This is a genomic window from Sphingopyxis indica, from assembly GCF_032879645.1.
Taxonomy (GTDB): Bacteria; Pseudomonadota; Alphaproteobacteria; order Sphingomonadales; family Sphingomonadaceae; genus Sphingopyxis; species Sphingopyxis indica.
Genome location: NZ_CP076394.1, coordinates 2,984,140 through 3,007,411, shown reverse-complemented (window position 1 = coordinate 3,007,411; position 23,272 = coordinate 2,984,140). Strand labels below are relative to the sequence as shown.

Genomic DNA, 23,272 nt, shown 5'->3' with positions numbered 1-23,272 from the left:
GCTTTTGAAGACTTGTGTCCCCGCGAAGGCGGGGACCCATCACCTGCCGTGTCAGAATGGCACCGGCCGGAGATGGGCTCCCGCCTTCGCGGGAGCACCCGGATCGCCGGCGGAGCAGCCACCTGCGCCCGGGCAAAAGAAAGCCCCGGCCTCTCGATCGAGAGACCGGGGTTTTTGTTTGGCGCTATGCCGCTGTCGTCAGAAGCGCACGCCGGCCGCGATGCCATAGCGGCGCGGTTCGAGCGTGAAGATATTGGTATAATTGCCCGACGACTGGTCGGTGATGTAAAGGCCGGTGACGCTGTTCGAATCGAAGATGTTCTGGATGAACCCCTTCACGAACCATTTGTCGTCGGCGCCGTTCAGCTGCAGCTGGGCGTTGACCTGCGCATAGCCCTCGATCTTGTTGACGCTGCCATTGAAGATGCTGCCATAGCTGTCGCCGGTGTAGGCCAGGTCGAAGCGCGGGACGAGCGTCATGTCGCCGCCCAGATGCGCGGTATATTGCACGCCCGCGCTGAACTTGTAGTTCGGCGCCTGCGGCAACTTGTTGCCCTTCAGATTGACCGGAATACCCGCCGAATAGACTTCGATCCCGTTCGGATCGAAGAGGGCGCCCGCTGCATCCGCATAGCCCTGTAGCACCTGGCAAATGCTGAACGCGCCGGTCGAAGCAATACCGCCGTCGGCCGGGAAGCTGGTTGTCGGCTGCAACCCGGCTCCGCCGGCGAGACCCGGAACATTGCCCGCGTTGATCTCGCTGTTGACGAAATTAACGAAACCGTTGCTGCCCGCCGCATTGCCGGCCGTGCCCGGCGCGACGGCGCAGTTGGCGGCGTTGGTGATGTCCTTGATGATCACCGCGTCGGACCGTCCGCCGCCGAAATCACGCGGGTTGCTGGTGAACTTGTCCGACGTGACCTTGGTGTGCAGATAGCTGAAGCCGAGGTTGATCAGCCAGTCGGGATCGGGATGCACGACGCCTTCGATCTCAAGACCATAAATATCAGCATCGACGTTGTCGTTGACCGCGGTGCGGGCCACGATCTTGCTGAGCTGCAAATCCTTGTATTTGTAGTAGAAGGCTGTGAGGTTGAGCTGCAACCTGCCGTTGTCGAAAGCATTCTTCGACCCGATTTCGAAGGCATCGACCTGCTCGGGGCGGAAGGATTCGGGCACTTCGAAGATCGGCTGGAGCGGCGGATTGATGCCACCCGACTTATAGCCGCGCGAATAGGATGCATAGATCAGATTGTCGGGCGTGATCTTGAAGTCGAGCACGGCGCGACCGGTCAGCTTGTTGAACTTGACGCTGCGCTCCTGAAAGGCTTCGCACCCGGCAACCGATCCGATGCCGCCGACGATCGCGCTTCCCGGTGTCGGGCAAACCGTCGCCGGATCGGCGTCGAAACCCGCTGCCGTAGGTGAATCGAACGCCGAACCCGTCTGGCCGATCGGGACCAGGAAACTGGCCAGCGTCGACCGTGCGACAACGGACTTCTTGTCATTGTTGTATCGCAAGCCCAACGTCAGCTTCACCCGGTCGTCGAACTCGTAATAGGCTTCGCCGAAAATACCGTATGACTTGATCTTCAGATCGTCGGTGTTGTTGCGGAAGAACGGCGTGCCGAGGAACGACGGCGGAAGGCCGTTGCCTGCTGCGGTGAACGCGCCGAGGACGCCTGTCAGATAGTCGATCGGAAAGGCGTTCACATAATAGCTGTTCTCGGTCAGGTGATAATCGGCATAGATGCCGCCGAGCAGGAAGTTGAACGGCCCGTCGAGATCGCTGGTCAGGATCGCTTCGGTCGACCAGCTGCTGTTATACTGGTTCGACCGGTCGAACTGGAGCGACTGGTCGCTACAGATGCTGTTGCCGCCGAAAGAGCCGGTGCCGGTTTCCTCGGCCAGCGACGTGCACAGCACGCCATCGGGACCGTCCGGAATGATTGCCGCGGCAATGGGAGCGAAATAGGCTTGGAGCCCTGGGCCAAACGCCCCATTCGCTGCTGCCTGCAAGGTCGTGAGCCCGCCGGCATAGAGCGACCGGTCGCCGACATTGCTGTTATAGTCCTGCGACGCGTCGAGCTTGACCTTCTGATACTGGCCCGAAACCTGCAGCGAAACCGGTCCGAAATTATGGTCGATCTGACCCTGCAGGATCAGCTCGCTGGTGAAATAGCTCGGCGTATAGGCCGTGTTCACCGTGCGCGGATCGCTGGGCACCGTGGTGTTTGCATAGACGTCGGGTCCATAGAGGCTGCCGAGCGCGAAGACCGCGGGGATACCTTGGGTGGCAAGGAACTCCTGCGACGTCAGCGCCGCGGTGAAGGTCGCGTTGCCGTTGAACGGCGAGCTGTCGAGCCGCGTGTTGAGACAGCCGAGGATGCCGGTCGGGTCGCGCTGGCACAGCTGCTTCTGGATACGCGTGCGCCGATCCTTTTCCCGGAAATAGGAGCCCATGAGGTCGATCGTGGTATCGGGTGTGGGTTCCCACCGGAACGATCCGCGGACCGAATAGAGATCGCGGTCGTCGATGCGGGTGTTGAGGAAGGTATTCTTGGTATAGCCGTCGCGGTTGAGGTAGATGCCCGCGACGCGGATGCCCGCATTTTCGCCAAGGGGGATGTTGACCATCGCCTTGCCCTTGATCGAATCATAATTGCCATATTCACCCTCGGCTGCGGCCTCGAAGGCGCCGAGCTTGGGTTTGGCGGTGATGACGTTGACCACGCCCGAGGTCGCGTTGCGGCCGAACAGCGTGCCCTGCGGCCCGCGCAGCACTTCGACGCGCTCCAGGTCGAAGAATTCGGTCTCGAACAGACGGGTCGAAAACAGCGGGTCGCCGTTCAGGTGGATCGCGGTCGCGCTGTCGCAGGTCGTGCCGACGCACAGGTCGCCGATACCGCGGATCGTGAAGCTCGCGCCGGTGAAGTTGGTCTTGGTGAAGGTGACGTTCGGCAGGGTCAGCTGCAGGTCGGACGGGGTCTTGATCTGCTGCGCCTCGAGCGCTTCGGACGAAAAGGCGCTGACCGCGATCGGCACGTCCTGAAGCCGTTCCGACTGGCGCTGCGCGGTGACGACGATCTCGCCGCCGAAGGCATCCCGTTGCGGGGCGCCCTCGTCCTGCGCGAAAGCCGGCGTCGCCACCGCCACCGCCAGAATCGACGAACCGATCAATGCGTTGAACTTCATTTATGCCTCCCTTTTTCAGCCCCGCGAATGCGCGGCCGCCCAAATGATCAATTTGTGGTCAGGGGAGGGGCTTCGACCAGACATGGCAAAGGGCACCGGGCCTGGTCGGCCGAGCGCCACGGGTAATCCCTCTCGCCAGCGGTGCTGGTCATCGTCCTCTCCCACCGGCGTCGGGGAATACGCCGGCCTCTCCGGATTACGGCCCGCTTCGGCGAGCTCTGTAAGGGCTAAAGTTGCGCCGAGTTGACGAAAGCGTCAAGTCACTTGTTTCGAAAGCTAAGGCTGCGAAAGTCGCGCAACTCCTAGGGATAAAAAAGGTCCGATTCCGCAACGTCAACTTGGCCCGGGCATTGATTTTCTTGCCGGCCGAGGGTTGCGCATCGCCCTCGCGTGCCCGAAATGTGCGGCATGATGGCAACAGTGAAAGCGGGGATATGACGCAGGCAGAAGGCACGCCGGGGGACGGCGATCTGGTGGACGATCGCTACGACGCGGACGGCAAGCTCGTCGTGCCCGCGCACGTCGCCGACGCGGTCCGGACGCTGATCGAATGGGCCGGCGACGACCCCGCGCGCGAAGGACTGCGCGATACGCCGAAACGCGTCGCGCGGGCGTGGAAGGAATATTGCCAGGGCTATTCCGAAGATCCCTCGGTGCATCTGTCGCGCACCTTCGAGGAGGTCGGCGGCTATGACGAGATCGTGCTGCTGCGCGACATCCCGTTCCAGTCGCATTGCGAACATCATATGGCGCCGATCACGGGCAAGGCGTCGATCGCCTATCTGCCCAAGGATCGCGTCGTCGGCATTTCGAAGCTGGCGCGCGTCCTGAACGGCTATGCGCGCAGGTTGCAGGTGCAGGAACGGCTGACCGCCGAGGTTGCACGGTGCATCTGGGACAATCTCCAGCCGCAGGGCGTCGCGGTGGTGATCGACGCGCAGCACGGCTGCATGACCGGCCGCGGCGTCCGCACCCCCGGCGTCGGCATGGTGACCAGCCGCCTGCTCGGCTGCTTCCTCGACGACGAGCGCAGCCGCAAGGAAGTGCTGAGCCTGATGGGCTATTGACCGGCGGGTTTCGGGCGGGGAACTGCCTTCGCGGGGCGACCTGCCCCTCAATAGCCGCTCTCCACCCAAAGCCGCCGATGGCCCGTCCGGTGGCTATCTCAGCCTTTTAACGATCTGCATGGCCAGCCAGTCCGCATCGTCGCCCGCGAAGCTGTGCGAGGGGCTTGCAAGCCGTTCGACCGGGATCGTGCCGCAGTGGCAGGCCTCCGCAAAGGCCTGCGCGGTCCGGTCGCCGGTCGCGAGCAGGATGGTCGCGGGGAGTGACAGCGACGCCATCGCGGCGTTGAGCCGCGCGGCCAGACTCTCGACCGCGAGGGGCGTCCTGCGCTTGCCGAGCGCCGAGAGGCCCTGCGCGAGTTTCCGGATGTTCACGTCGCCCCGCAGCAACCGCAGCAGGCTGGCGGGATCCTTGAGCCGCGACCAATAGCGCGCGCGGATCGCGGCGGCCGGGGGCAGGGCGGGTTCGTCGGCGTCTTGTTCGTCGCCCTCATAGGTCCAGGGGTTGGCGAGGACCAGCGCGTCGAGCGGGAGCGGCTGGTGGAGCAAGAGCGCGCTCGCGGCGTCGCAATTGCCGAAAGCGACGATGCGCGTCAGCTGTGGCGCCGCCGCGCGAAAGGCGGCGATCGCGGCGGCGATGTCGGGGCCGCTTGCCTCGAAGCCGCGATTCTCGCCCTCGCTGTCGCCGATGCCGCGACGGTCGAAGCGGAAGACCGGATGGCCCGCCGCCGCGATCCGCTGCGCGAGCATCGCCATGCTGCGGTGTGCGCCGCTGCGAATCTCGTTGCCGCCCGAGACGATGAGGAGCCCCGTCGTGCCTGGCGCGTCATCGAGCGTCGCCGCGAGCGCGGCGCCTTCGCAGGCAAAGCTCAGATGACGCCGCATGACCGGCTCCACAGGGCGAGATCGGCGGCGATCGCGCGCGCCATCACGGCGTCCTCGCGGGGCTCGGCGCGCAGCCACAGCGGGGTGCCGGCGATCTGCCCCTCGCCGCCGCCGGGCGTAACGGTGCGCAAAGGCTCGACCGCCTGCACTTCGGCCGCGCCAAGCTGGGCAACCATCGCGGGCGACAGGCGGTTGCCCGCGAGCAGCAGGGCTTCGCTCGCCGCCGCCGCCTGCAAACCCTCGATCGACGAGGCGATTCCCGCCTCGCGGTCGGCCGACATGCGGGCGCGCAGCAGCGTGCGGAGCAGCGAGGCGCCGCTTGCCGGAGCGAGGCGCCACCATGCATCGGCCGCGGCGCCGTGATCGATCAGGCAACCGCCGCGCAGCGAGGCGACGATCAGCGGACCATCGACATCGCGTGCGATCTCGGCGAGGGCGCTTCGCCAGCGCTCGAGATCGGCCTCTATGAGCGGAACGAGGCTCTCATTTTGCCCCGGCAGGTCGGGCAGCAGCGCGGCGAACCCTTGCGCCGCGAGCGCGCGCATCGCGAGCACCAGCGTGCGCCGCGTGCGGTTCGCTTCCTCGAACAGCGGGGGCACGAAAAGGACGGTGGCGCGCGGCGCTCCTGCGGGGGAGAGGCGAAAGAGCTGTTCGTCCATGCGCCCCCGCTTCCCGCCTCAGCCGCGAACTTTCCGCTCGGCGAAGTCGAGAAGATTACCATAGGTTTCAAATATTTCGCCGTCGACCTCGTCATCGTCGATCAGGATGCCCAGCCGGTCTTCCATTTCGGTCAGCACGGTCGCGACAGCCATCGAATCGAATTCGGGCAGTTCGCCGAACAGGCCGCTGTCGGCGGTCAGCGCGGCGGCGCGCTCCTCGCCCAGCCCCAGAACATCGGCGAGCAGCGCGCGGAGATTGGCATCGACGGTATCGGTCACACTCATGTCCTCACTCGCGCCCGAGTGCCGAGCGCGCAAAAGCCTTCAACGCGGGTCCCCATGCCGCGATGCGCGCCGGATTGAAAGCCTCGATCTGCCACAGCGGTTCGTGCCGGTTCATCCAGTCGCGCTTGTAGCCGTCGTTGCCGGTGCCGAAATCGACGCGCCGGACGCCGTCGACCTCGATCACATGGCGGAACAGTACGGCCGACAGCAAGGTGCCCGGCGAGGCTTTCAGGCTGTCCTCAACATGCGCGAGCTTGTGGATGAAGGCGGTGTCGTCTTCGACCGTCCAGAACTGCGCGGCGACGGGGTCGCCCGCAATCCGCGCCAGCCCCATGCGAAAGGTGCCGCGCGCGCTTTCGGCCTCGGCAAAGGCGCGAAGCAGCGCAGGGTCGCCCTCTTCGGGCTTCCAGCTCGCGGCGTAGATGCGTTCATAGGCGGCCCATGCGCCAGCGTCGAATTCGGTGCGCAGTTCGATGGCGACAACGCCCCTCTTCGCCTTGCGCTTCACCGTATTCCTGAGCGCGCCGGGGCGGCTGTCCCACCACCCTTCATGGTCCATGCCGCCAAGGTCGAGCCAGTGGCGGTCGCCCTTGGGTGCGGCGTTCACCCACCAGCCCGCGGAGCGGAGCGCGGCGGCAACGGGCTCCCTTTCGGCATCGGGGACCGGATAGAGCGTCAAGCGCGCCGCGCGCCTGCGCAGCCGGCGAAACAGGTCGGCCAGCGCCGCCGGGCGTTCGTCTTCGCCGGTGTAGAGCGGCCGGATCGCGAAGCTGTACCAATTGGCGAGGCCCGAATAATGGCCGGCCCGCTCGCGGCGCAGCGGTAGCCAGGCAGCCGTGGCGCCCGCGCTTCCGCTGGCGTCCTCGCGGCCTTCGCCTGCAAAGCCGTGCGCGGTCAGCAGGTCGAACCATTGCGCGCGGTCGAAGGGCGAAGCGAAGCCCGTGCCGCGTGCTGCGGCGGGCAGCACGGCATCATTAGCGCGATCTTCACCGTTCCCTTGCATCGTGCGGCCCTCTATCACCACTCTCCTAACAGCCGATGACCGAACCGCTAAGCCCTCCGTCGTATCCGATCGACCATCTCGCCCGCCGCGGCGCGGCCGATGCGCCTGCGCTGCTGATCGGCGACAGGATCACGAGCTTTGCCGAACTCGACGCGGGCGTCGGCCGGCTGGCGTCGTGGCTGCTCGAACAGGCGGGCGGCCCCGGCGAGCGCGTCGCGAGCTGGAGCGCGAAGACGCGGACCGCCTGCCTGATGCCGCTCGCGGCGGCGCGCGCGGGGCTGATCCATGTGCCGGTCAACCCGCTGCTCAAGGCGCCGCAGGCCGCGCATATCCTGGCCGACAGCGGCGCCCGATTGATTGTCACCAACGCAGCGCGTGCCGACTCTCTCGGCGAGGGGAGACCCGAAAGCTGCGCGGTGCAGGATCTGAAGATTGCCGAAGAAGTCATTGATTCGGGCGGCGAAGGCCTTCCGCCGTCGCTCGCCCAGCCGGACGATCTGGCGGCGATCCTCTACACCAGCGGCTCGACGGGGCGGCCGAAGGGCGTGATGCTCAGCCATGCGAATCTATGGCTCGGGGCCGAGAGCGTCGCCTCCTATCTGAAACTCATCTCCGACGACCGGGTGCTCGCGGTGCTGCCCTTGAGTTTCGATTATGGCCAGAATCAGCTGCTTTCGACCTGGTATGCCGGTGGTGCGGTCGCGCCGCTCGACTATCTGACGCCGCGCGATGTGGTGAAGGCGGTCGCGCGGCACCGCGCGACGACGCTCGCGGGCGTCCCGCCGCTCTGGGTCCAGCTCGTCGAAAGCGACTGGCCCGCCGAGGTCGCGGCGCTGCTCAAGCGGCTGACCAACAGCGGCGGCGCGCTGACGCCGTCGCTGATCGACGCGATGCGCGCGACCTTTCGCGAAGCGGCCATCTACCCGATGTACGGGCTCACCGAAGCCTTTCGTTCGACATTCCTCGATCCGGCGCTGGTCGCTGACCATCCGGCCTCGATGGGCCGCGCGATCCCGCACGCCGAGATTCTGGTGTGCCGCTCCGACGGAACCATTACCGCGGACGACGAGCCGGGCGAGCTCGTCCATTGCGGCCCGCTCGTCGCGCAAGGCTATTGGCGTGATGCCGAACGCACGGCCGAGCGCTTCCGGCCGGCGCCGCCCGCTTCGGCCTATGGCGGCACTGCGGTGTGGTCGGGCGACACGGTGCGGCGCGACGCCGAGGGGCTGCTGTATTTCGTCGGACGCGACGATGCGATGATCAAGACGGCGGGCAATCGGGTGAGCCCGACCGAGATTGAGGAGGCGGCAACGGCATCGGGGCTGGTCTATGAAGCCGTCGCCTTCGGCGTCCCCGACACGCGGCTCGGCGCGGCGATCGTGCTGATCGTGCGCGGCAAGGGCGCCGCGGACCGCGAGGCGCTGGCGGCGCATCTGAGGCAGAGCCTGCCCAATTTCATGCAGCCCAAGCTCATCGAATGGCGCGACGCGCTGCCGCGCAATCCGAACGGCAAGCTCGACCGCGTCGCGATCGCGGCCGATTGGCAGGCGGAGGTGACGGCGTGAAGCCGCACGGCCCGATCCCGCCCGGCTTTTCGGCCGACCCCGACGGCATGTTGCTGATCGGCGGTGCGCGCGCCGACCAACTCGCCGAGCGGGCAGGGGATACGCCGCTCTTCGTCTACGACCGTGCGATGCTGGAGGCGCGCGCCGCCGAATGGCGCGCCGCGATGCCCGAGGGGGTGCAGCTCCATTATGCGATGAAGGCGAACCCCTTTGCCCCGCTGCTCGCGCATATGGCGGGTATCGTCGACGGGTTCGATGTCGCATCGGGGGGCGAACTCGCCGCCGCGCTGGCGAGCGGCATGGCGGCCGGGCACATCAGCTTCGCGGGGCCGGGCAAGCGCGACCGCGAGCTGGAGGCGGCGATTTCCGCGGGCGCGACGCTCAACCTCGAATCGGCGGGCGAGGCCGAACGGGCGCTCGCCATCGGCGCGCGGCTCGGGATCGCGCCGCGGCTCGCGGTGCGCGTCAATCCCGACTTCGACCTCAAGGGGTCGGGGATGAAGATGGGCGGCGGCGCCAAGCCTTTCGGGGTCGATGCCGAGGCGGTGCCGGGGCTCGTCAGGCGCCTGATCGACGCCGGCGCCGACTGGCAGGGCTTTCACATTTTCGCCGGATCGCAGGCGCTCGACGCCGACGCGATCGCCGATACGCAGGCGCAGACCGTCGCGCTCGCGGCGCGCCTCGCAAATGCGGTCGGCGCGCCGCCGCCGCTCGTCAATCTGGGCGGCGGCATGGGGGTTCCCTATTTTCCGGGCGATACGGCGGTCGATGCAGCGCGGGTCGGGGCAAGGCTCGCCGAAACGCTCGCCGCGCGCGATCCGGTGCTGGGGCCGAGCCGCTTTGCGATGGAACTCGGCCGCTGGCTCGTCGCCGAGGCGGGGGTCTATCTGACGCGGATTATCGACCGGAAGACCAGCCATGGCGAGACCTTCCTCGTCACCGACGGCGGGCTCCACCACCAGCTCGCCGCGAGCGGCAATTTCGGCACCGTCATTCGCCGCAACTATCCGATTGCGATCGCCAATGCCTTCGGCGCCGATCCGGTCGAAAGCGTATCGGTGGTCGGCTGTCTCTGCACCCCGCTCGACCGGCTCGGCGATCAGGTCGCGCTGCCGCGCGCCGAGGCCGGCGATCTCGTCGCCATTTTCCAGGCGGGCGCCTATGGCGCGTCGGCGAGCCCGTCGGCCTTTCTGGGACAGGGGCCCGCGCGCGAAATGCTTGTTTGAACCAGCCACGTTCCGTTTCATAACGGGACAGGTTGCGGCGGGCTGAGGTTTGAACATAACCCAATACTAACGGTATGTTCACCCTTTCCGAGCATGGCTGAGCCCGACGCAATGGCTGTCGCCACGGGCTTCCGCGCCGGGGCGGCCTCACCCCGGCCGGTCGAAAGGTAATTGATTATGACGTCCTCTCCCGCGCTCCGCGCCGCCCGCGCCGCGCTCGTGTCCGGCATTGCGGCGACCCTGCTTGCCGGTTGCAGCAATGTGGCCGATGCGCCGCAGCTGCCGAGCGCCAATTTCGTCGCGAACCAGGAAGGGCCGGGCGAGGAATATATCATCGGGCCGCTCGACGAGCTGCAGATCTTTGTGTGGCGCAACCCCGAACTCGGCGGCAAGGTTCAGGTGCGGCCCGACGGGCGCATCACGACGCCGCTGATCACCGACCTGCCTGCGGTCGGCAAGACGCCGACGATGCTGCAACAGGATCTCAAGCTCGCCCTCAGCCAATATATCAAGGACCCGATCGTCAGCGTCATCGTCACCAGCTTCAACAGCACGTTTTCGCAGCAGGTGCGCGTCGTCGGCGCGACCGAAAAGCCGGCGTCGATCCCCTATCGGGCGAACATGACCGTGCTCGACGCGATGATCGCGGTCGGCGGGCTCGGCGAATATGCCGCGGGCAACAAGGCGCGGCTGGTGCGCTTCGACAAGGGGACGGGCAAGCAGCACGAATATGCGCTGCGCCTCAACGACCTGATCAAGCGCGGCGACATCAAGGCGAATGTCCGCCTGCAGCCGGGCGATGTCATCATCATCCCCGAAAGCATGTTCTGACGAACCGACGCGACCGAGCCATCTTCCAAGGAACGACCCCCGCCGATGAACAGCCTCTACGACGAATTCCGGGTGGCGCTGCACAGCGTCTGGACGCGCCGGTGGCTCGTGCTTGCGGTCGCCTGGGGCATCTGCATCCTCGGCTGGCTGGCGATCGCGTCGATCCCCAACCGCTATGATTCGCGCGCGCGCCTGCTCGTCGACGTCAACCAGATATTGCCGGACGACACCCCCGGCGGGCTCGGCGCGCAGCAGCAGGTCGACCAGATCCGCGCGACGCTGACCAGCGCGCGCAACATGGAAAAGGTCGCGGTGACCACCGGCCTGCTGCCGGCGGCAGCGGGCGAGCGCGAAAAGGCAGGCGCGGTCGCGATGCTGCAACAGAATATCAAGGTGGTGCCGCAGCAGGACAATATCTTCGAAATCACCTCGAGCATCGGGGTCGGCAGCCTGTCCGACGCCGACAATGCGAAGCTCGCCTCGGGCGTGCTCGACAGCCTGATAACCGTGTTTCGCGACGACCAGCTGCGCGGGGGCCGGATCGACGCGCGCGAGGGGCTGAAATTCCTCGACGCGCAGATCGCCGACCGCGAAAAGGCGCTGCGCGAGGTCGAGGCGCGGCGCGCGGCGTTCGAGGCGTCGAACATCGGCCTCGTCGGCGGCGGCGCCGGATCGCCGGCGCAGCGCGTCGATGCGATGCGCGCCGAGATCAACCAGATCGACAGCCAGCTGGTCGCCGCACAGGCGGCGCTCGCGGCGGCGAACGGCCAGCTCGCGCAGACCCCGGCGACGATCAACGTCCCCGGCGCGCCGGCGACCGGCGCGGGGGTCGCGCGGCAGCAGCTTGCGGGGGCGCAGAACGAATTGGCGCAGATGCGCGCCAAGGGGCTGACCGATGCGCATCCCGACGTCATCGCGGTCAAGAGCCAGATCGCGGCGCTGAAGGCGCAGGCCGAGCGCGAGGGCAATGGCGGGGGCGGCGGCAATGCGCAGAACCCGGCCTATGCCTCGCTCGCGGCGATGCGGGCCGAGCGGCAGGCGACGGTTAGCGCGCTCGGTGCGCGCAAGGCGCAACTGACCGGCGACATCGCCAGGATCACGTCGCAGCAGATCCAGAACCCCGGCGTGGCGGCCGAATATGACCGGATCAACGGCGAATATACCGCGCTCAAGGCGCAATATGACAAGCTGCTCGCGCAGCGCGAACAGGTGCGGCTGCGCGGGCAGGTGCAGACCGAAACCGACGCGATCAAGGTCGAGCTGCTCGACCCGCCATCGAAGCCGACGACGCCCTCGGCGCCGAACCGGCCGCTGTTCCTGACTGCGGTGCTGCTCGCAGGGATCGCGGGGGGGATCGGCGCGGCCTTCGGCCTCGCGCAGATACGGACCAGCTATCCGACCGCCGCCCGGCTCGAGCGGGCAAGCGGGCTGCCGGTGATCGGCTCGATCACCGAGGTCGTGACGCCCGAGCGTCAGGTCGAACGCAAGAAGCGCCTCGTCTGGCTGGCGAGCGGCGCGGGCGCACTCGTCGCGCTTTATGCGCTGCTGCTCGTCGCCGAATTCGTGCAACGCGGCCTGGTTGCGTGACGGGGGACAAGGACATGAACGAACACCGCCCCTTCAAGCGCAAGCCGTCGCTCCTCGAACGCGCCGCCGACATATTCGGCATAGATGCGTCGAGCGGGCCGACGATCGATCCCGCCGAGCTGCCGCCCGAGCCCGAGAAGAAGAAGAGCAGGAGCAAGATCGAGGCGGCCGAACAGGCGCCCGTGCCCGGGAAGATCGAACCCGCCGCGCCCGAAATCGAGCTGGCGTCCGCGCCGTCGCCGCGCAAGGAGGTGGCGAGGGCCGCCCCCGCGATCGTTCCGGCGCGCCAGGGCAAGATCGACCGCGACCGGCTCGCAGCGCACGGCATGGTCGTGCCGGGGGCGCCGGTGACGGGAATCGCCGAAGAATATCGCATCGTGAAACGCGAGCTGATCCGGAACTTTTCGGGTGCCGCCAACCGCCCGGTCGTCCCGCGCGGGCATCGCGTGCTGATCGCGTCGGCGAACCCCGGCGAGGGCAAGACCTTCACCGCGGTCAATCTCGCGCTCAGCCTTGCGGTCGAGGCCGATCACGACGTGTTGCTGATCGACGCCGACATTGCCAAGCCGAGCGTGCTTTCGGTGCTGGGGCTCGACGAAGGGCCGGGGCTGATGGACGCGCTCGCCGACCCGCACCTGCCGCTCGGCGATTGCATGATCCAGACCGACATAGCCGGGCTGAAGGTGATGCCCGCCGGCGCGCAGCACATGCACGATACCGAATTGCTCGCATCGGCGCGCACCGAAACGCTGCTCGCCGCGCTCGAGCAGGGCGCGCCGGGCCGAATCCTCATTTTCGATTCGCCGCCGGTGCTCGCGGCGTCGCCCGCAGCGGTGCTCGCGGGGCATGTCGGCCAGCTTGTCATCGTCGTGCGCGCCGACGAAACGCTCGAATCCTCGCTGCGCGATGCGGTCGGACTGATGGGGGCGTGCCCGCATATCCAGCTGCTGCTCAACGGCGTGAAATTCTCCCCCGGCGGCCGCCGCTTCGGCACCTATTACGGACAGGGAAGCCCCGCCGAATGAGTGCGCGCTTCCGCCTTGCACGCCGCAGCGCGATGCTTGCCGCGCTCCTGCTCGCCGGGGCGGCGAGCGGCGCGCAGGCGCAATGGTCGGGCGACGAGGGCGCGGGCGACAGGGATGCGCCGGCGACAGGCCCCGCAACCCCTTATGGCGGCGGCGAGGCGGATGCGGGCCAGGCGCAGCGCCAGCGGACGGTGGACGTCACCCCCTATCTCGAAATCGGACAGGTGCTGAACGCCGACCTCAAGAATGGCGGCGATGTCCTGACCTATACGACGCTCGCCGCGGGGGTCGATGCAGCGGTGGTGACGCGCCGCGCCGAGGTCGCCGCGTCGCTGCGCTACGAGCATCGCATCGGCGAATCGGGCGGTCTCGGCGATTCGGACCTGATCAGCGGCCTGCTCCGCGCGCGGCTCGAGGCGGCGCGCGGCTTCAATCTCGAGGCCGGCGCGCTCGCGACGCGCACCCGCGCCGACGGCTATGGCAGCGCCGACATCTTCCTCGCCGACGCGACGAACATCGCCGACGTCTATTCCTTTTACGCCGGCCCGACCTTCGCGCGCCGCATCGCGGGGCTCGACGTCGGCGCCGGCTATCGCTTCGGCTATACCAAGACCGACATCGACACGCCGGGCGCGGCGACGGCCGGCATCCCCGAGGGCATTTTCGACAGCTCGACCAACCATGTCGCCTGGGCGAGCGTCGGCGCGCGGCCGGGCGACCTGCCGTTCGGCTGGCAGCTTTCGGGCGGCTGGGAGCGCGAGGATGCAAGCCAGCTCGACCAGCGCTACGACGGCAAATATGTCCGCGCCGACGTGACCGTGCCGATCAGCCCGACCGTCGCGCTGCTCGGCGGCGTCGGTTATGAGGATATCGAGATCAGCCAGCGCGACCCCGTGCTCGACGCCGACGGGCGGCCGGTGATCGATTCGGACGGGCGCTATGTCACCGACAAATCGCAGCCGCGCCAGCTCGCCTTCGATACCGAGGGGTTGATCTGGGACGCCGGCGTCATGTGGCGGCCGAGCCGGCGCACGTCGCTGACCGCGCGCGTCGGACGCCGCTATGGCGATACCATCTACACCGGCAGCTTCGCCTATCGCCCCGATCATGCGACAATGCTCCAGATCGGCGTCTATGACGGGCTGTCGAGCTTCGGCCGCGGGCTGTCGAGCGGGCTTTCGGCGCTGCCGACGCAGTTCGACCCGACGCGCAACCCGGTCGACGGCAGCATCAGCCCGTGCGTCTTCGGGCAGCAGGGCGGCGGCTGCCTCTCGCCGCAACTCGCGAGCGCGACCGCGGCGCAGTATCGGAGCAGCGGCGTGCAGGCGCTGCTCTCGTCGCGCTACGGCCGCTGGAACTATGGCGTCGGTATCGGCTACGACCGCCGCCGCCTGCTCGTTCCGGAGACGTCGGTGCTCGCCGATCTGAACGGCGTCGTCGACGAGAGCTATTATCTCTTCCTGACCGCTGGCCGCCAGCTCGATGCCGATTCGAGCGTCAGCGTGACCGGCTTCGTCAACTATTTCGACAATGGTGCGCCCGGCGCGTCCGACGCGCAGTCGGCGGGCCTTTCGGGCTCCTATTCGCGGCGGTTGTGGCGCGGCCTGACCGGCACCGCGGCGGCCTCGATCAACGCTTTCGACCAGGACGGGTTCAACAGCCAGCTCATCGGCTCGGCGCTGCTCGGCCTGCGCTATAATTTCTGATCCAGACAAGAGGATATTCCGATGTACGATCAGTTCTACGGCTTCACCGGACGCCCCTTTCAGCTGACCCCCGACCCCAGCTTCTATTTCGAGAGCGGGACGCACCGCAAGGCGATGTCCTATCTCGGCTACGGGCTGGCGCAGGGTGAGGGGTTCATCGTCATCACCGGCGACATCGGCACCGGCAAGACAACGCTCGTCGGCCATCTGATGAACACGATCGACCCCAACCGCCTGACCGCGGTGAAGCTCGTGTCGACGCAGGTCGAGGGCGACGACCTGTTGCGGCTCGTCGCCGAACAGTTCGGGATCGAATGGGAAGGGCAGAGCAAGGCCGAGCTTTTGCGGTCGATGGAGCAATATCTGCGCGAACAGGCCCGCGCCGGGCGCCGCACCCTGCTGATCGTCGACGAGGGACAGAATCTTGCCATTTCGGCGCTCGAAGAGTTGCGCATGCTGTCGAATTTCCAGCTCGGCGGCCATTCGCTGCTCCAGATCTTCCTGCTCGGCCAGCCCGAATTCCGCCAGACGCTCTTTCATACGCCGACGCTCGAACAGCTGCGCCAGCGCGTGATCGCGACGCACCACCTCGATCCGATGGAGCCCGAGGAGGTCGAGCCCTATATCCTCCACCGGCTCGGCAAGGTCGGCTGGACGGGAAACCCCAGCTTCAGCCCCGACGCGTTCGAGGAAATCTTCGACTATAGCGAAGGCGTGCCGCGCAAGCTGAACGTGCTGGTGAGCCGGCTGCTGCTCTTTGGCGCGGTCGAGCAGTTGAGCCGCATCACCGCGCAGCATGTCCGCGAGGTGATCGGCGAGATCGAGGCCGACCGCGGGCTCGATCAATCCGCGCTGGCGGCGCCGGTCGAAGAGGTGGCGCGCGCATTTGAAGCCCCCGTTCAGGCCGAAACCGCTCTCGAATGGCCGGTCGCCGAGCCCGAAGTCCGCGCCGGCAGCCGTCCGCCTTTCGCGGCGCCCGAGGTGCCTGAAAAGCCGCTCGACCTGAGCCGAGCGAGGCTGGGCGGTGCGGGCGATGAGCGCCGGGCGGGCGCGCCCGCCGTCGCCGAAGCGCCGGCGGCCGAAGAGGCAGGCCATTCCGAGCCGCCGGTCGCTGCCGAGGAGGTCGCCGAGCTGAAGGCGCAGATCGCCGACCTCGAAGCGCGGCTCGTCGAGCAGGATGCGGCGCTGCGCCGCGTGCTCGACCTGCTCATCGAATGGGTCGAACGCGACCCGGAAAATGCGCCGAACCCCACGAAATCAAAGGTGTGGGCGGCCTGACCCCTTTTCGGCTATGGAAAGGCGCGCGGAGGTGAGCGGCGATGCGGAACGGCCTGTCGGTCGATGTCGAGGACTGGTTCCAGGTCGGCGCCTTTGAGCGGACGATCGACCGCGCCGACTGGCCGGCGCTCGAAAGCCGGGTCGAGGCCAATTGCGATGCCGTACTCCAGATTTTCGCCGATGCCGGCGTCACGGGCACCTTCTTCACGCTCGGCTGGGTCGCCGAGCGCTTCCCGGCACTGATCAAGCGCATTGTCGCGGCGGGGCACGAGCTTGCGAGTCACGGCTACGACCACAAGCGCGTCTTCACGCTCACCGCCGAAGAATTTGCCGCGGACCTCGAAAAATCGCGTGCAATCCTCGAGGATCTGGGCGGCGTGCCGGTGCGCGGCTATCGCGCGCCGAGCTTTTCGATCGACGCGCGCACGCCGTGGGCACACCCGATCCTTGCCGAACAGGGCTATGCCTATTCGTCGAGCGTGGCGCCCGTTGTCCACGATCATTATGGCTGGCCGCAAAGCCCGCGCACCGCGTGGCGCCCCGTGGCGGGCAGCGACCTCGTCGAATGGCCGGTCGCGACGGCGCGGGTCGCCGGGCGCACGCTCGCGGCGGGCGGCGGCGGGTTCATGCGGCTGCTGCCCTATCGTTTCACGCGCTGGGCCATCGCGCGCATGAATGAGGAAGGGCATCCGGCGATCCTCTATTTCCATCCGTGGGAGATCGACCCCGGCCAGCCGCGCGTCGCCGATGCGCCGCTCAAATCGAAGATCCGCCACTACAGCGGTCTCGCCGCGATGGCCGGCAAGCTGAAGAAATTGCTCGACGAATTCGACTGGACCCGCGCCGACGTGCTGGTTCCGGCGCAGCAGGAGCGCGCCCGGCCGTGGCGCGCGGCGGCGTGAACGCCCCGGTGCATCCAGCGGCCGCGAAGATCGCGGTCGCGCCGCTTGGCGACCCCGCTGCGTGGGACGGCTATGTTGCCGCGCATCCCTCCGCGACGCCCTTTCACAGCCGAGCGTGGTGCGAGGCGATCGCGCGCGCGACCGGACACGGCTGCCACCCGCTCGCGGCGCGCGACGCCAGCGGGGCGCTCGTCGGGCTGCTGCCGCTCCATCATATCCGCTCGCCGCTGTTCGGCCAGGCGTTGGTCGCGAGTGGCTTTGCGGTCGATGGCGGGTTGCTCGCGAATAGTGACACGGCGGCGGAGGCGCTTGCAGGCGCGGCGGTTACGCTTGCCGGAACCTTGCGCGCGCCTTCGGTCGAACTGCGCGGCGGCGTGCTTCCCGGCGGCACCGGCTGGCAGCGCGAAGACGGCGTCTATGCCGGCTTCGCGCGCGATCTCGCCGCCGACGATGAAGCCGAATTGCTCGCCATTCCGCGCAAGCAGCGCGCCGAGGTGCGCAAGGCGCTGGCGAGCAACCTGACCGTGACGGTGGGGACGGACGCGAAGGAGCGGCGCGATCATTACCGCGTCTATGCTGAAAGCGTACGCAACCTTGGCACGCCGGTCTTTCCGAAGGCGCTGTTCGACGCCGTCCTCGACGCCTTCGGCGAAGACGCCGACATCCTCACGGTGCGCCACGCCGGAACGCCGGTCGCGAGCGTGCTCAGCCTCTATTGGCGCGGCACCGTCATGCCCTATTGGGGCGGAGGCACCTTTGCCGCGCGCGGCCTGCGCGCGAACGAGCTGATGTATTATGCGCTGATGAACCATGCCCGCGCGAAGGGGTGCAGCCGCTTCGACTTCGGCCGGTCGAAGGTCGGAACCGGCCCCTGGTCCTACAAGAAGAATTGGGGTTTCGAGCCGCAGCCGCTCGTCTATGCGCGGTGGCTCGCGCCGGGCGAACGCCCGCGCGACACCAACCCGAACAGCACCAAATACAGATTGCAGGTCGACCTGTGGAAAAGGCTGCCGCTGTGGGCCGCGAACCGCATCGGGCCGCTGATCGCGCGCGGGCTGGGTTAAGATCCTGTGGTGCACCATCAACTTTCGTCATTGCGAGCGGCGAAGCCGCGCGGCAATCCAGAGCTAGGCAAGGCCGCTCTGGATTGCTTCGCTGCGCTCGCAATGACGGATGCGTTTTGATGGCCGAGATCCTGTTTCTGGTGCATCGCGCGCCATGGCCGCCTGACCGCGGCGACCGCATTCGCAGCTGGCATATGTTCGAGGCGCTGGCGAAGCTCGCGCCCGTGCATGTCGCCGCGCTCGCCGATAATGCGGCCGACGCGAGGGCGGCGCGGGAGAAAATGGCGCCGCTTTGCAAGAGCCTGTGCATCGAAGTTCGCGATGTCTCGCGACCCGTCGCGCTCGCCGGAGCGGTTCTGCATGGCGAGCCCATCTCGAACCGGCTTTTCCGCAGCGCCGCGCTTGCCGAGCAGGTCGGCGCGCTGCTCGCGCTCGGGACAATCACGCATATCGTCGCCTTTTCGGGGCAGATGGCGCAATATCTGCCGTCGCGGTTCGACGGCCCGGTGATCATGGATTTCGTCGATGTCGATTCGGCGAAATTTGCGACCTATGCCGAGCAGGACAAAAGCCAGCCGATGCACTGGGTCCACGCGCGCGAGGCGGTGAAACTGGCGGCCCATGAAGCGAAGGTGGCGCGCGAGGTCGACGCGAGCCTGTTCGTCAGCGAGGCCGAGGCGGCGCTGTTCCGCAAGCGAAGCGGGCTCGGCGGCGACATTGTTTTCGCGGTCGAAAACGGCATCGACACCGATCGCTTCGACCCCGATGCGACCTTCGCGCCGGTCGGGGAGGGCGATGGGCCGCTCGCGGTCTTCACCGGCCAGATGGACTATCGCCCGAACATCGACGCGGTGCATTGGTTCGCCGCCGACATCCTGCCGCTGATCCGCAAGCGGCACCCGGCCGCACGCTTTGCGATCGTCGGGCGCGCTCCGGCCGAAGAGGTGCGCGTGCTCGGCGAATTGCCGGGGGTGGTCGTGACCGGCGAGGTGCCCGACGTCCGCCCGTGGCTGGCGGCCGCCGACGCGGTGGTGGCGCCGCTGCTGCTCGCACGCGGGGTGCAGAACAAGCTGCTCGAGGCCATGGCGATGGCGCGGCCGGTGGTCGCGAGTTCGGCCGCGGCGACGGGTATCGACGCAAGCGATGGCGAGCATCTGCTTGTCGCCGAGGGTGCCGAGGCGATGGCGCGGGCCGTCTGCCGCCTGTTCGACGATCCCGCCGCGGCGGCGACAATGGGCGCGGCGGCGCGGGCGCGGATGATCGCGCGCTACGGCTGGGACGCGCGGCTCGCCCCGCTCGGGCAGCTTTTGGGACTGGCGGACTGATGGCGGCGGTCTTCGACCCGGCGCGCCCGCGGCACTGGTCGGTCTGGCAGCGGCATCTGGCCGCGCTCGCGGTGCTGGCGGTGGCGATCCTCGCGCTGTTCCACCGCGACGCCGCCGATATGGCGGGCATCTGGTGGCACAGTTCGACCTTCACCCATTGCCTGCTCATGGTGCCGATGATCGGCTGGCTCGTGTCGCTGCGCGTGCCGCTCGTCCGCGCGCTGACGCCCGTCTGGTGGTGGCCCGCGCTGTTCTGGCTCGCCGGCGCGGGGGCGGTGTGGCTCGTCGGCGAAGCGGCGGGGGTGGCGCTGTTCCGGCAACTGGGGCTGGTGCTGATGCTGCAGGGCGTCGTCGGCGCGGCGCTCGGCGGACAGTTCGTCCGCGCGCTGCTCTTCCCGCTCGCCTATGCGCTGCTCCTCGTGCCCTTCGGCGAGGAACTGGTGCCCCTGCTTCAGACCTTCACCGCGCGGATCAGCGTCGCGCTGCTCCATTTGTCGGGTCTCGAAGCGGCGGTCGAGGGCGTCTTCATCACCACGCGCGCCGGCTTTTTCGAAGTCGCCGAGGAATGTTCGGGGATCAATTTCCTGATCGCGATGCTCGCCTATTCGGTGCTCGCCGCGCATCTATGCTTCAAAAGCTGGCCGCGGCGGATCGTCTTCGTCATCGCGGCGCTCGCGACGACGATCCTCGCCAATGCGCTGCGCGCCTATGGCACGATGGTCGCGGCCGAAATCTGGGGCATCGAGCGCGCCGGCGGGATCGACCATATCTTTTATGGCTGGATTTTCTTCGGGCTCGTCATCCTGCTCGTCATGCTGGTCGCGCGGCGCTGGTTCGACCGGCCGGCGAACGATCCGGCGGTGGACATTGGCGGTCTGAAAGCCTTGCCGCGCCACGCTGGCCGAGGGTCTGCGATCGTGCCGGCGGCGTTGGCGATCCCGCTCCTCTTCGCCGGCTGGGCGGTGCTCGTCGGCGGGCGTTCGGCACAGCTGCCGGCGACCATGCCGCTCGCGGTGCCGCCGGGCTGGAGCGAGGCGCCCAGCGAGGGGACGCCGTGGCACCCGCGCTTCGACGGCGCCGACCAGCGGCTGATCCGCGATTTCGTCGATGCGAAGGGGCGCCGCGTCACGGTCGCGATCGGCGGCTATGAACGGCAGGACGAAGGGCGCGAGGTCGTCGGTTTCGGACAGGGCGCCGCCGATCCCGACGGCCGATGGATGTGGAGCGCGTCGCTGCCCGGCGTCGACGGCGGCAAGACCGAGCGGCTGCTCCATCCGGGGCCGCTGCTGCGCGATGCGGCGACCTGGTATGTCGTGGGTGGCCGGGCGACGGGCGATCCGCGCGCGGCAAAGCTCGCCGAACTCAGGGCGCGCCTGATCGGCGGCGATCCGCGCGCACTCTCGCTGATCGTGTCGAGCGAAGCGGGGCAGGGCGGGCGCGGCGCCATCGCCGATTTCGTCGCTGCATCGGGCGGTGCGCAGGCGATGGCTGACCGCGCGCTGAAACTGCGCTAGGCCTTCGATCATCTATGATTGGTGCATCAAATTTCCGTTTCCCCGAGCGAAGACGAGGGGCTTCTTCGAGCGAAACGAGAAGCCGCGCCGTCGCAGCCTCGACTTCGCTCGGCCCGGCCCCTCGTCTTCGCTCGGGGATGCGGATCAAGCCTGGATCGTCGCTCTGATATGTGCGGCATCGCGGGCATCTTTCACCTCGAAACAGCAAAGCCTGTCGATCCGGCGCGGCTGCGCGCGATGCTGCATCCGATGGCGCATCGCGGTCCCGACGGATCGGGCACCTGGACCGCGCCCGGCGTCGGCTTCGGCCATCTCCGCCTGTCGATCATCGACGTGGAGGGCAGCCCGCAGCCGATGGCGAGCGACGACGAGGCCGTCACCATCAGCTTCAACGGCGAAATCTATAATTATCGCGAGCTGCGCGCCGAATTGCAGGATCGCGGCCACCGCTTCCGCACCAGCGGCGATACCGAGGTGATCATCGCGGCGTGGCGGCAATGGGGGCCTGAGTGCCTGCCCCGGCTCAATGGCATGTTCGCTTTTGCGATCCACGACCATAGGCGCGGCTGCCTGTTCCTCGCGCGCGACCGGCTGGGCGTGAAGCCGCTCCACTATGCGCGGCTGTCCGACGGCTCGCTCGCCTTTGCGTCCGAACTCAAGGGGCTGCTCCGCCACCCGTTGTTGCGGCAAGAGGCGAATCTGTCGGCGGTCGAGGATTTCCTCGCGCTCGGCTATGTCCCCGACGACAATTGCATCGTCGCGGGCGTGCAAAAGCTGCCCGCGGGACATTTTCTGCTGCTCGAACGCGGCAAGGGGGTGCCCGCCCCGACCGGCTGGTGGGCGCCCGATTTCTCGAACCGCATCCGCGCCAGCGAGGGCGAAGCGGCCGAGCATCTCGTCCACCTGATGCGCGCCGCGGTGACCGGCCGCATGGTCGCCGACGTGCCGCTGGGCGCCTTCCTTTCGGGCGGCGTCGATTCGAGCGCGGTCGTCGCGCTGATGGCCGAGGCGAGCAGCAAGGCGGTCAAGACCTGCACGATCGGCTTCGATCAGGCGGCGCTCGACGAAACCGGTTATGCGCAGGCGATCGCCGAGCGTTTCGCGACCGACCACCGCACGCGCACCGTCGCCGCCGCCGATTTCGCGCTGATCGACCGCATCGCCGATCTGTTCGACGAACCCTTCGCCGACGCGAGCGCGCTCCCGACCTACCGCGTGTGCGAACTCGCGCGCGAGACGGTGACCGTCGCGCTGTCGGGCGACGGTGCCGACGAGGCGTTCGCGGGCTATCGCCGGCTCGTCTTCCAGCATCAGGAAGAGCGGCTGCGCGCGATGATCCCGCCGGTGCTGCGGCGCGGCCTGCTCGGCCCGCTCGCGCGCGTCTGGCCGCAGATGGACTGGGCGCCGCGCCCGCTCCGCGCCCGCGCGACGCTCGCGAGCCTCTCGAAGAGCGGGGCGGAGGGTTATGCCGAAGCGGTCGGCGTCACCGGCCCGGTACAGCGCGCGCGGCTGTTCAACGGCGCGGCGAAGGCGGCGCTCGGCGATCATGTCGCCGAGGGGCGCTATTGGCGCGCGATGGCCGAGGCCCCGGCGCGCGAGCGGCTCGACCGCGCGCAATATGCCGACCTCAAGATCTGGCTGCCGGGCGACATCCTTACCAAGACCGACCGCATGAGCATGGGCGTCAGCCTCGAGGCACGCGAGCCGCTGCTCGACTATCGCCTGGTCGAATTCGCCGCGGCGCTTCCCGCCGCGATGCGGGTCAAGGGCGGCACCGGCAAGGCGATCCTCAAGCGGGCGATGGAGCCCTATCTGCCGCGCGATATTCTCTATCGGCCCAAGATGGGGTTCGTGACGCCCGTGTCGCAGTGGTTCCGTGGGGCCCTGACCGCTCAGGCGCGTGCGCTTTCGACCTCATCGACGCTCGCGCGCGCGGGCTGGTTCGACATGGCCGAGATCGAACGGATCGTCGCCGCGCATCAGTCGGGGCGGCGCGACCATGGGCGGCTGATCTGGCAATTCTTCATGCTCGAAAAATCGCTCGCGAAATTGTTCGGGATTTGAAGCCTTGTCCCACCCCCTCCTCTTCAGAGGAGGGGCTTTAAAAATGGCAGCGACCTACCGTCAGCCCCCACAAGGGGAAGGTCCCATCAAAATC

General features: G+C 67.8%; 18 protein-coding genes. 13 read left to right on the top strand and 5 right to left on the bottom strand.

Going from position 1 to position 23,272, the window contains the following annotated elements; all coding sequences use genetic code 11:
• Positions 1–198 precede the first annotated feature (198 nt).
• Positions 199–3,195, bottom strand: coding sequence for a TonB-dependent receptor (locus KNJ79_RS14150; RefSeq protein WP_317151569.1), 2,997 nt, complete (start codon positions 3,193–3,195; stop codon positions 199–201).
• 434 nt (positions 3,196–3,629) lie between these two features.
• Here KNJ79_RS14150 and folE point away from each other — a divergent pair, with 434 nt between their 5' ends.
• On the top strand, positions 3,630–4,262 hold the full coding sequence (folE, locus tag KNJ79_RS14145) for a GTP cyclohydrolase I FolE (RefSeq protein WP_317151568.1): 633 nt from the start codon (positions 3,630–3,632) through the stop codon (positions 4,260–4,262).
• A 93-nt stretch (positions 4,263–4,355) separates the two neighbouring features.
• On the opposite strand, the gene KNJ79_RS14140 is transcribed toward folE, so the two are convergent.
• The 4 genes from KNJ79_RS14140 to KNJ79_RS14125 are packed head-to-tail and all read right to left on the bottom strand — an operon-like array spanning position 4,356 to position 7,091.
• On the bottom strand, positions 4,356–5,144 hold the full coding sequence (locus KNJ79_RS14140) for a hydrolase 1, exosortase A system-associated (RefSeq protein WP_317151567.1): 789 nt from the start codon (positions 5,142–5,144) through the stop codon (positions 4,356–4,358).
• Complete coding sequence (locus tag KNJ79_RS14135; RefSeq protein ID WP_317151566.1) at positions 5,129–5,803, bottom strand: alpha/beta hydrolase family protein; 675 nt, start codon at positions 5,801–5,803, stop codon at positions 5,129–5,131. Before KNJ79_RS14135 ends, KNJ79_RS14140 begins: the two co-directional genes overlap by 16 nt.
• Before the next feature lie 18 nt (positions 5,804–5,821).
• Entirely contained in the window at positions 5,822–6,088 is a 267-nt protein-coding gene (locus tag KNJ79_RS14130) for an acyl carrier protein (RefSeq protein ID WP_317151565.1), read from the bottom strand.
• Positions 6,089–6,092: 4 nt separating this feature from the next.
• Entirely contained in the window at positions 6,093–7,091 is a 999-nt protein-coding gene (locus tag KNJ79_RS14125) for a GNAT family N-acetyltransferase (protein ID WP_317151564.1), read from the bottom strand.
• A gap of 35 nt (positions 7,092–7,126) precedes the next feature.
• Here KNJ79_RS14125 and KNJ79_RS14120 point away from each other — a divergent pair, with 35 nt between their 5' ends.
• From KNJ79_RS14120 to KNJ79_RS14065, 12 genes are all read left to right on the top strand, one after another.
• Positions 7,127–8,656 carry an acyl-CoA ligase (AMP-forming), exosortase A system-associated gene (locus tag KNJ79_RS14120; protein ID WP_317151563.1) on the top strand — a complete coding sequence of 510 codons (1,530 nt, stop codon included), beginning with the start codon at positions 7,127–7,129 and terminating at the stop codon, positions 8,654–8,656.
• A complete protein-coding gene (locus tag KNJ79_RS14115; RefSeq protein WP_317151562.1) occupies positions 8,653–9,882 on the top strand; it encodes a pyridoxal-dependent decarboxylase, exosortase A system-associated in 1,230 nt (409 codons plus the stop codon). Before KNJ79_RS14120 ends, KNJ79_RS14115 begins: the two co-directional genes overlap by 4 nt.
• A 177-nt stretch (positions 9,883–10,059) precedes the next feature.
• Positions 10,060–10,713 (top strand): XrtA/PEP-CTERM system exopolysaccharide export protein, encoded by a 654-nt coding sequence (locus KNJ79_RS14110; protein WP_245836538.1) that lies wholly within the window; start codon positions 10,060–10,062, stop codon positions 10,711–10,713.
• A 45-nt stretch (positions 10,714–10,758) separates the two neighbouring features.
• Entirely contained in the window at positions 10,759–12,300 is a 1,542-nt protein-coding gene (locus KNJ79_RS14105; RefSeq protein ID WP_317151561.1) for an XrtA system polysaccharide chain length determinant, read from the top strand.
• 14 nt (positions 12,301–12,314) lie between these two features.
• A complete protein-coding gene (locus KNJ79_RS14100) occupies positions 12,315–13,325 on the top strand; it encodes an AAA family ATPase (RefSeq protein ID WP_317151560.1) in 1,011 nt (336 codons plus the stop codon).
• The gene (locus tag KNJ79_RS14095) at positions 13,322–15,031 is read left to right on the top strand and encodes a hypothetical protein (RefSeq protein ID WP_317151559.1); all 1,710 of its coding nucleotides are present in this window, start codon (positions 13,322–13,324) and stop codon (positions 15,029–15,031) included. Before KNJ79_RS14100 ends, KNJ79_RS14095 begins: the two co-directional genes overlap by 4 nt.
• A 21-nt stretch (positions 15,032–15,052) precedes the next feature.
• A complete protein-coding gene (locus tag KNJ79_RS14090) occupies positions 15,053–16,309 on the top strand; it encodes an XrtA/PEP-CTERM system-associated ATPase (RefSeq protein ID WP_317151558.1) in 1,257 nt (418 codons plus the stop codon).
• 41 nt (positions 16,310–16,350) lie between these two features.
• Positions 16,351–17,211 (top strand): XrtA system polysaccharide deacetylase, encoded by an 861-nt coding sequence (locus KNJ79_RS14085; protein WP_317151557.1) that lies wholly within the window; start codon positions 16,351–16,353, stop codon positions 17,209–17,211.
• Positions 17,193–18,275 carry a FemAB family XrtA/PEP-CTERM system-associated protein gene (locus KNJ79_RS14080; RefSeq protein ID WP_394357125.1) on the top strand — a complete coding sequence of 361 codons (1,083 nt, stop codon included), beginning with the start codon at positions 17,193–17,195 and terminating at the stop codon, positions 18,273–18,275. Before KNJ79_RS14085 ends, KNJ79_RS14080 begins: the two co-directional genes overlap by 19 nt.
• A 119-nt stretch (positions 18,276–18,394) precedes the next feature.
• Positions 18,395–19,600: a TIGR03087 family PEP-CTERM/XrtA system glycosyltransferase gene (locus KNJ79_RS14075; protein ID WP_317151556.1), complete on the top strand. Its 1,206-nt coding sequence runs from the start codon at positions 18,395–18,397 to the stop codon at positions 19,598–19,600.
• Positions 19,600–21,114 carry an exosortase A gene (gene xrtA, locus KNJ79_RS14070; RefSeq protein ID WP_317151555.1) on the top strand — a complete coding sequence of 505 codons (1,515 nt, stop codon included), beginning with the start codon at positions 19,600–19,602 and terminating at the stop codon, positions 21,112–21,114. Before KNJ79_RS14075 ends, xrtA begins: the two co-directional genes overlap by 1 nt.
• 168 nt (positions 21,115–21,282) lie before the next feature.
• Positions 21,283–23,178 (top strand): XrtA/PEP-CTERM system amidotransferase, encoded by a 1,896-nt coding sequence (locus KNJ79_RS14065; protein ID WP_317151554.1) that lies wholly within the window; start codon positions 21,283–21,285, stop codon positions 23,176–23,178.
• Positions 23,179–23,272 lie beyond the last annotated feature (94 nt).

Excerpts from the sequence above, each read along its gene's own strand:
- KNJ79_RS14150 (WP_317151569.1), bottom strand. The coding sequence starts at position 3,195 with ATGAAGTTCAACGCATTGATCGGTTCGTCGATTCTGGCGGTGGCGGTG.
- folE (WP_317151568.1), top strand. The coding sequence starts at position 3,630 with ATGACGCAGGCAGAAGGCACGCCGGGGGACGGCGATCTGGTGGACGAT.
- KNJ79_RS14140 (WP_317151567.1), bottom strand. The coding sequence starts at position 5,144 with ATGCGGCGTCATCTGAGCTTTGCCTGCGAAGGCGCCGCGCTCGCGGCG.
- KNJ79_RS14135 (WP_317151566.1), bottom strand. The coding sequence starts at position 5,803 with ATGGACGAACAGCTCTTTCGCCTCTCCCCCGCAGGAGCGCCGCGCGCC.
- KNJ79_RS14130 (WP_317151565.1), bottom strand. The coding sequence starts at position 6,088 with ATGAGTGTGACCGATACCGTCGATGCCAATCTCCGCGCGCTGCTCGCC.
- KNJ79_RS14125 (WP_317151564.1), bottom strand. The coding sequence starts at position 7,091 with ATGCAAGGGAACGGTGAAGATCGCGCTAATGATGCCGTGCTGCCCGCC.
- KNJ79_RS14120 (WP_317151563.1), top strand. The coding sequence starts at position 7,127 with ATGACCGAACCGCTAAGCCCTCCGTCGTATCCGATCGACCATCTCGCC.
- KNJ79_RS14110 (WP_245836538.1), top strand. The coding sequence starts at position 10,060 with ATGACGTCCTCTCCCGCGCTCCGCGCCGCCCGCGCCGCGCTCGTGTCC.
- KNJ79_RS14105 (WP_317151561.1), top strand. The coding sequence starts at position 10,759 with ATGAACAGCCTCTACGACGAATTCCGGGTGGCGCTGCACAGCGTCTGG.
- KNJ79_RS14100 (WP_317151560.1), top strand. The coding sequence starts at position 12,315 with ATGAACGAACACCGCCCCTTCAAGCGCAAGCCGTCGCTCCTCGAACGC.
- KNJ79_RS14095 (WP_317151559.1), top strand. The coding sequence starts at position 13,322 with ATGAGTGCGCGCTTCCGCCTTGCACGCCGCAGCGCGATGCTTGCCGCG.
- KNJ79_RS14090 (WP_317151558.1), top strand. The coding sequence starts at position 15,053 with ATGTACGATCAGTTCTACGGCTTCACCGGACGCCCCTTTCAGCTGACC.
- KNJ79_RS14085 (WP_317151557.1), top strand. The coding sequence starts at position 16,351 with ATGCGGAACGGCCTGTCGGTCGATGTCGAGGACTGGTTCCAGGTCGGC.
- KNJ79_RS14075 (WP_317151556.1), top strand. The coding sequence starts at position 18,395 with ATGGCCGAGATCCTGTTTCTGGTGCATCGCGCGCCATGGCCGCCTGAC.
- xrtA (WP_317151555.1), top strand. The coding sequence starts at position 19,600 with ATGGCGGCGGTCTTCGACCCGGCGCGCCCGCGGCACTGGTCGGTCTGG.
- KNJ79_RS14065 (WP_317151554.1), top strand. The coding sequence starts at position 21,283 with ATGTGCGGCATCGCGGGCATCTTTCACCTCGAAACAGCAAAGCCTGTC.